Source organism: Halomonas sp., from assembly GCF_029263665.1.
Lineage (GTDB): Bacteria > Pseudomonadota > Gammaproteobacteria > Pseudomonadales > Halomonadaceae > Halomonas.
The window spans coordinates 20,321-28,483 of the sequence record NZ_JAJUFQ010000033.1; the positions used below are offsets into that span (position 1 = coordinate 20,321).

7 protein-coding genes are annotated in these 8,163 nt (G+C 55.3%); 6 read left to right on the forward strand and 1 reads right to left on the reverse strand.

From position 1 onward, the window contains the following. The 5 genes from cyoB (at window position 1) to Q1K07_RS20230 (ending at window position 4,679) form a co-directional block, all read left to right on the forward strand. Window positions 1–1,983 carry a cytochrome o ubiquinol oxidase subunit I gene (gene cyoB, locus Q1K07_RS20210; protein WP_300315413.1) on the forward strand — a complete coding sequence of 661 codons (1,983 nt, stop codon included), beginning with the start codon at window positions 1–3 and terminating at the stop codon, window positions 1,981–1,983. Then, window positions 1,983–2,606: a cytochrome o ubiquinol oxidase subunit III gene (locus Q1K07_RS20215; RefSeq protein WP_300315415.1), complete on the forward strand. Its 624-nt coding sequence runs from the start codon at window positions 1,983–1,985 to the stop codon at window positions 2,604–2,606. Before cyoB ends, Q1K07_RS20215 begins: the two co-directional genes overlap by 1 nt. Window position 2,607: 1 nt before the next feature. After that, complete coding sequence (gene cyoD, locus Q1K07_RS20220) at window positions 2,608–2,934, forward strand: cytochrome o ubiquinol oxidase subunit IV (protein WP_149285590.1); 327 nt, start codon at window positions 2,608–2,610, stop codon at window positions 2,932–2,934. Beyond that, window positions 2,892–3,836: a heme o synthase gene (cyoE, locus tag Q1K07_RS20225; protein WP_300315417.1), complete on the forward strand. Its 945-nt coding sequence runs from the start codon at window positions 2,892–2,894 to the stop codon at window positions 3,834–3,836. The genes cyoD and cyoE overlap by 43 nt, the downstream gene beginning before the upstream one ends. A 237-nt stretch (window positions 3,837–4,073) precedes the next feature. Further along, a complete protein-coding gene (locus Q1K07_RS20230; protein WP_300315420.1) occupies window positions 4,074–4,679 on the forward strand; it encodes a Yip1 family protein in 606 nt (201 codons plus the stop codon). A gap of 108 nt (window positions 4,680–4,787) precedes the next feature. Here the strand turns inward: Q1K07_RS20230 and Q1K07_RS20235 are convergent, their stop codons facing one another. After that, window positions 4,788–5,912 carry an aminotransferase class V-fold PLP-dependent enzyme gene (locus Q1K07_RS20235; RefSeq protein ID WP_300315423.1) on the reverse strand — a complete coding sequence of 375 codons (1,125 nt, stop codon included), beginning with the start codon at window positions 5,910–5,912 and terminating at the stop codon, window positions 4,788–4,790. A 639-nt stretch (window positions 5,913–6,551) separates the two neighbouring features. Between Q1K07_RS20235 and Q1K07_RS20240 the strand changes: the two genes are divergently transcribed. Next, window positions 6,552–8,163 (forward strand): ESPR-type extended signal peptide-containing protein (locus Q1K07_RS20240; protein WP_300315426.1); only part of this gene is annotated, 1,612 nt, incomplete at its 3' end.

Consider the following 8,163-nt stretch of genomic DNA (forward strand, 5'->3'; position numbering starts at 1 on the left):
ATGTTCGGAAAACTTACCCTGGACGCGATCCCTTTCCACGAGCCAATCATCATGGTGACCGCAATGGTCATCGCGATTGTTGGTGTCGGGGTTGTGGGTGCTCTGACGTATTTCAAGAAGTGGAAATACCTATGGACCGAGTGGCTGACCTCCGTCGACCACAAGAAACTCGGTATCATGTACTTCCTCGTCTCGCTGGTGATGCTGATTCGCGGCTTCGCCGATGCCATCATGATGCGGACCCAGCAGGCCATGGCCGCAGGCGGCGCCGAGGGCTATCTGCCGCCGCATCACTATGACCAGATCTTCACCGCCCATGGCGTGATCATGATCTTCTTCGTTGCCATGCCCATGGTCATCGGTCTGATGAACCTGGTGGTACCGTTGCAGATCGGTGCCCGTGACGTGGCCTTCCCGTTCATGAACAACCTCAGCTTCTGGTTGTTCGTTGCCGGTGTCGTGCTGGTCAACATCTCCCTGGTGGTCGGTGAGTTCGCCACCACTGGTTGGCTGGCCTACGCACCATTATCGGGCAAGGAGTTCAGTCCCGGAGTCGGGGTGGACTACTGGATATGGGCACTACAGATATCAGGTATCGGTACGACCCTGACGGGTATCAACTTCTTCGTGACCATCATGAAGATGCGTACCAAGGGCATGACGCTGTTCCGCATGCCGATCTTCACCTGGACTTCGCTGTGCGCCAACGTCCTGATCATTGCTTCCTTCCCGGTACTGACGGCGACCATTGCACTGCTGACGCTTGACCGTTATCTGGGCATGCACTTCTTTACCACCGATTTCGGTGGCAACATCATGATGTATGTCAACTTGATCTGGGTCTGGGGTCACCCCGAGGTATACATCCTGATCCTGCCGGCATTCGGTGTATTCTCCGAGGTCATCGCGACCTTCGCCCGCAAGCGTCTGTTCGGTTACGGCACCATGGTCTGGGCGACCGTGGCCATTACCGTGCTGTCGTTCATCGTGTGGCTGCACCACTTCTTCACCATGGGCGCAGGGGCCAACGTCAACGCCTTCTTCGGCATCATGACGATGATCATCGCCATCCCCACCGGGGTGAAGGTGTTCAACTGGCTGTTCACCATGTACCGTGGTCGCATCGAGTTCACTTCTCCAGTGCTGTGGACCATCGGCTTCATCATCACCTTCACTCTGGGTGGCATGACCGGTGTGATGCTGGCCGTGCCTGCGGCCAACTTCGTGCTGCATAACACGCTGTTCGTCATTGCACACTTCCATAACGTCATCATCGGCGGTGTGGTGTTCGGCATGCTGGCCGGCCTGACCTACTGGTTCCCGAAGGCCTTCGGTTTCACGCTGGACGAGAAGTGGGGCAAACGTTCCTTCTGGTGCTGGCTGGTCGGTTTCTACATGGCCTTCATGCCGCTGTACGTGCTGAGCTTCTTCGGCGCTGCACGCCGCATGAACACTTACGAGAACACCGAGTGGCAGCCGCTGATGATCGTTGCCTGGGTGGGTGCCGTGATCATCCTAATGGGTATCCTGTGCACCGTGATCCAGTTCGCTGTCAGTATTCGCGATCGCAAGAAGAATGCCGACGTGACTGGCGACCCGTGGGGCGGTCGTACTCTGGAGTGGTCCACTTCCTCTCCGGCGCCGTTCTACAACTTTGCCCATCTGCCCGATGTCAGCGATATCGACGCTTATTGGGATGACAAGCAGAAGAACGGTGGCAAGGCGCCGCTGTCCAAGCCGCCTTACCAGGACATCCATATGCCCAAGGACACTTGGGAAGGTCCTGTCATGGGGGCGATCTCCATTGTCTTCGGCTTTGCCCTGATCTGGCATATCTGGTGGCTGGCGATCGTTTCTGCGTTGGGCATGTTCGCTGTGTTCATGGCGCGTATCTTCCGTACCGACGTCGATTACTACGTGCCGGCGGCTGAAGTCGAGCGCATTGAGCGCGAGCACCAAAAACGAGTGGAGATGCAGGCGTAATGGCGACTGATACTCTGACTAACCACGCAGGTCATGCCCACGATGGGCATGACCATGATCACCACGACGCTGCAGGCACCAAGGTCTTCGGCTTCTGGATCTACTTGATGAGCGATCTGATGATCTTCGGATCATTGTTCGCTACCTATGCGGTGCTGATGAAAGGCACGGCCGGCGGTCCTTCGGCCTCCGAGCTCTTCGAACTGCCCTTCGTGCTGGTCGAGACCTTCCTGCTGTTGTTCTCGAGCTTCACTTACGGCATGGCCGTGCTGTCCATGAATGCCAACAACGCCAAGGCGGTGTTCAACTGGCTGTTGATCACCTTCCTCCTGGGCGCAGGCTTCGTGGGGATGGAAATCTACGAGTTCCAGCACCTGATTCATGAAGGCTTCGGCCCGGATCGCAGTGCCTTCCTGTCTGCGTTCTTCACCCTGGTCGGTACCCACGGTCTGCACGTGACCTTTGGTCTGATCTGGATCCTGGTGATGCTGATCCAGGTGAAGAAGACGGGACTCAACGACATGACACGTCCGCGGATCATGTGCTTGAGCTTGTTCTGGCACTTCCTGGATATCGTCTGGATCTGCGTCTTCTCCTTCGTCTACCTGATGGGAGCCCTGTGATATGAGCGGACAAGCGCCTAGCGAACACAGCCATGGCAGTGTCAAGTCCTATGTCATTGGCCTGATTCTGTCCATCGTGCTGACCATCATTCCCTTTGGGGTAGTGATGGCGGGATCCTTCGAACTGGATGCCACTCTGGCTATCATCGTGGCAACTGCGGTGGCCCAGGTGCTGGTTCAGTTGATCCTGTTCATGCACATGAGCACCAAGACCGATGAAGGCTGGAACTTCAACGCATTCGTCTTCACCGTGTTGATTCTGGTTCTGGTCATCGGAGGTTCCGTGTGGATCATGTACCACCTGCATCTCAACATGATGATCGGCTGACGCCGACGCGCATGATGATCAGAGACTACGTCACCATCACCAAGCCAGGCATCATCGGCGGTAATGTGATCTCGGTTCTGGGCGGCTACTTCCTGGCCGCCCAGGGTCAGTTCGACTTCCTGGTGTTTGCCTCGGCCCTGCTGGGCCTGGCGTTGGTGATCGCGTCCGGGTGTGCCTTCAACAATGTCATCGACCAAGACATCGATGCATTGATGGAGCGCACCCGTAACCGACCTCTGGTGCAGGGCAGGGTGAGTGCTGCGGCAACGCTGGTATTCGCCACTATCCTTGGGCTGGCAGGCTTCGGCCTGCTGGCTCTTGGCACCAATGCGTTGACCGTGGGTCTGGCGGCCTTCGGTTTCGTTGTCTATGTCGGGATTTACAGCCTCTACATGAAGCGCCATTCAGAGTACGGCACTCTGGTCGGCAGCCTGTCCGGTGCGGTACCGCCGGTCGTCGGTTACTGTGCTGTCAGTGGTAGCTTCGATGCCGGGGCATTGACCTTGCTGATTATCTTCAGTCTGTGGCAGATGCCGCATTCCTATGCTATCGCGATCTTCCGCATGGAAGATTATCGTGCAGCGAAGATTCCAGTACTTCCCGTGGTGCGAGGGATTGGCACTGCCAAGCATCACATCATCGGCTACATCCTGGCCTTCCTCGGCGCTGCATTGTCGCTGAGCCTGGCGGGGTATGCAGGTCCTGGCTACCTCATCGTGACGTCTGTATTGGGTATCTATTGGCTGTACATCGCTGCCAAGGGCTATCGTACGGAAGACAATGTGCGTTGGGCGCGTCAGGTATTCGGGATCTCGATCCTGACCATCACCGCCATGAGCGTGATGATGTCGCTGGATGCCACATTGATGCCTGGTGTGCCGTTATGGACATCGATGTATTGAGATAAGCAAGAGATTCCCTGACCGACATACTGGCCGGGCCGCTTTGAGCGGCCCGGTTTTTTTGTGCACTTTTCCTGTGAAAGTGCATGAATTCTTGGTCTAACCAATAGGGTGAAGCGTTGAGACCCTGGGAAGCAAAGCATGAATTCGTATCTATACTGAGAACTGAAGGTAATGCTGGTCACAAGGGGATGGCGGCTTCACCCGCCTGATCATGCGGTATAGGAGGGAGTCAGTATGCTGACACACGTCTGGGGCTTGATGGCCCACCCGCATCGCGAATGGAAACAGATCAAGGAAGAACGCGAGACGATAGATCATCTCTACGCCCATCATGTGCTGTTGATGGCGGCGGTACCGGTGATCAGTGCCTACATCGGAACGACTCAGGTGGGGTGGAGTCTAGGCAGCGGTACCACGATTCAATTGGGGTATCTCGATGCCCTGGGTGCGGGAATTGTCTTTTATGTTGTGATCCTGGCTGCGGTTTATGCGGTAGGCAAGGTGATTCGCTATATGGCCAAGCGTTATCCCAAGCCGCCAAGCCAGAGCCAATGTGTCATTTTTGCTGGTTATATCGCTACACCCATGTTCCTCAGTGGCATCGTCGCGGTCTATCCATTGGTCTGGCTGTGCATGCTGGCTGGGGTCATCGGCCTCTGTTATACAGCTTATCTGCTATACATTGGCATTCCTACCTTCCTCAACATCAGTCAGAAAGAAGGCTTCATTGTCTCCAGCACTACCTTGGCTTTTGGTGTGCTAGTGCTGGAAGCTCTGCTTGGCATGACGGTGTTGCTGTGGGGATATGGGGAAAGAATCATTCTTTCCATTTTCGGGTGAGAGCAGGGGCTGAACCTGCAGTGGAAGGATGCAACGGAAAAGGGGCCATTGGGCCCCTTTTCCTTTATCTACCTTGCTGCCAATTGGTGTTTTTTGTGTCTTCCGGTCTTATTGTGCCACCTGGTCCAGTGCCGCTTTCAGGTTTGCCACGCTACGTTCGAGATGATGCAGTTTATCAAGACCAAACAGACCAATGCGGAAGGTCTGGAAGTTTTCTCCTTCGTCACACATCAATGGCACGCCGGCCGCGACCTGCAGCCCTGCCGCTGCGAACTTGGCGACTAACTGTGGATCACTGCAGTAGGACACCACAACGCCTGGGGCCTCAAAGCCCTCGCCAGCCACGCTCGAATAGCCATATTCAGCAAGTACTTCGCGTACACGCTGTCCTAGAGCCCACTGTTCCTGCATCACCTTGTCGAACCCGTAATTCGCCGTTTCCTGCATGATGTCGCGCAACTGGTGCAGGCTGTCAGTGGGCATCGTGGCGTGATAGGCATGCCCGCCTTGTTCGTAGGCTTCCATGATGTCAAGCCACTTACGCAGGTCCGCGGAAAAACTGCTGCTGGTGGTTTCCTTGATGATTTCCCGTGCATTGGGCGAGAGCATGACCATGGCGCAGCAGGGAGAGCCGCTCCATCCCTTCTGTGGGGCGCTGATCAGCAGGTCGACCCCGGTCTTTTCCATATCCACCCAGATGGTGCCCGAGGCAATGCAGTCGAGCACCAGCAGGCCTCCATGAGCATGCACCGCGTCGGCAACGCGTCTGATGTAGTCATCCGGCAGAATCATGCCTGATGACGTCTCCACATGAGGCGCGAAGACGATATCGGGTTGTGTGCGGCGAATGACTTTCTCTACTTCCTCGATAGGAGCGGGTATGAAGGGTGCCGTGGTAGTGTCTTCCGTTCGCCGGGCTTTCACGACGTTGAGATTTGCAGGGATCCTGCCCATCTCGAGAATCTGATGCCAACGGTAGCTGAACCAGCCGTTGCGAATCACCAAGGCATTGCGGCCACTGGCAAATTGGCGTGCCACTGCCTCCATTCCGAAGGTACCGCTACCCGGTACGATAGCCACAGAATGAGCCTTATAGACCTGCTTCAGTGTTGCCGAAATATCTCGCATGACGCTCTGGAAGCTTTGCGACATGTGATTCAAGGCGCGGTCTGTATAGACCACTGAGTATTCCAGCAGACCATCAGGATCGACATTGGGGAGCAAGCCGGACATGGATTCTTCCTTCATTCGCTTGTGGAAGGCGGTTGATTGCCGCCAATCGTGCATTCAAGGATACGGCTAACGATACGGCTGAGCCAGTCAGTACCGACTATTGAGATAGAGGCTGATTTTTCATGCGACGGCGGCAAGTGTGAGGGAGCTTCTGAATCTCCCCGCGGAAGGCGTAGAAAGGTGCGTCAGTCGAATTGTTACATAATGTTTCTTTTTTGTCCTGTTGAGGTCTCTGTCAGGGAGAAACTGATCGGATGTATGTAACTGAACCCTCCTGTTTGTGACTCCAAAAGCAGACTTCCTAGCGTATTTTCTTACCGAGCATTCTATAAAATCATTCTTTAGTATGATTTTTTTCACAAATTGTAACTATTGTGTTTGGCAAGTTTGTTCAATAACTAGCTGTATTTAATGCTATTCTTTATTTTTCATGATTATTTTTCAACCCTTTTGGCATTAATTTATTACCTACTTGGCTTTTTTTCACACTCTTAATGTAAGCAACAAGCTTGAATTGTAACTTTAAGTATATATCATGTGTCTGTGTGTGCGTGCTCCTGCACAAATCCCTGACGCCAGGAGCTCAAGTTAGACAAGAAGGGCCCCCGTAGAGGTGGCTCCGTAGTGCAGGAGAGGTATATGAACCGTGTCTTTCGCCTTGTATGGAATCGTTCATGCGGCCGTCTGGTCGTGGCATCCGAAGCGGCTCATGCCAGAAGCAAGTCATCGACTTCCGGACATCTCATCGGCAGTGCGCTACTGCTGGGAGGGGCCTTGAGTCTCTTGCCGGGAGCGATGGAGGAAGTGTGGGCCAACACTCTTGATGACGGTTCGCAAAGCTGTAGCTCCACCGGTGGCACAGGCACTGTAGGGCGCCAGCAATATGGACAGACAAATCGCGATCCTGAAGATGGTTCGGGCACTTTCTCTACTGTGGCCGGTTGCAACGCCCAGGGTAATGATCATCTTGCAGCAACGGTTTACGGCACTTTTAGCCAAGGACTTGGAGAAGGCTCTGCGGTATTCGGTTTTTCATCTTATGCAGGACAATGGGCAACGGCTATTGGCCTACAGAATGGGGCCGGGGGAACGGCTAGTACAGCTCTGGGTTTTGGCACTCAAGCGGCGGGGTTGAATTCCGTTGCAATCGGTGGCGCTGGCGGCAATGGTACAACCCCTCTGGCATTGGAAGATTCGACGCGGGCAATTGGTGCGCACAGCATTGCCATTGGTGCCAATAACACTAAAGGTGCCCAGACAACAGCAAGTAATGCCATTGCCATTGGTGGCCAGGCGGCTACAAGTGGGGAGAGCGCAGTCTCGTTAGGGCGCGCGTCTTCTGCCTCGACTGCAGGCGGGGTGGCATTAGGTGCACTATCAGCGAGTACCATCAGTGGCGGAATTCGTGGCTACGACCCCAGTACGGGCGTGGCCGCGGCGGACGGAAGCGCCATCGCTGACACAGAAGGAACGACAGGCGCTGTATCGGTAGGTGACCCGGATAATGGCGTATTGCGCCAAATTACCGGAGTGGCCGCGGGTGCTCGAGATACTGACGCTGTCAACGTCGCGCAGTTGAAGGCTGTTCAACAAGTGGCTGCAGGAACCTGGAGCATTAGTGCGGAAGGGGCCAATAGTAGTGACGTTGCATCAGGAGAGACCGTCGACCTGGCCAACACCGATGGCAACATCGAAGTCAGCAAGACAGCAGACAGCGACAATGTCACCTTCGACCTGGCCGATGACCTCAACGCCAACAGCCTGACCCTGGGTGATGAGACCCAGTCCACCACGTTGAACGATAGCGGCCTGACCATTGCCAATGGCCCGAGTGTGACTACAGACGGCATCGATGCCGCTGGCGATGTCATCAGCAATGTCGGCGACGGTGTGGCGGATAGCGATGCGGTCAATGTCGGGCAGCTCAATGCGGTCAATGAAACGGCCAACGCCGGCTGGAACCTCACTGCGCAAGGCGAGAACGCCAGCAATGTGGCACCGGGCGACACCGTCGACCTGGCCAACACCGATGGCAACATCGAGGTTAGCAAGAGTGCAGATAGTGACAATGTGACTTTCGACCTGGCTAATGACCTCAACGCCACCAGCCTGACCCTGGGTGATGAGACCCAGTCCACCACGCTGGATGGCAACGGCCTGACGATGGCCTATGTCACCAGCGTGTCCACAGACGGCATCGATGCTGCGGGTGATGTGATCAGCAATGTCGGCGATGGCGTGGCGGACAGCG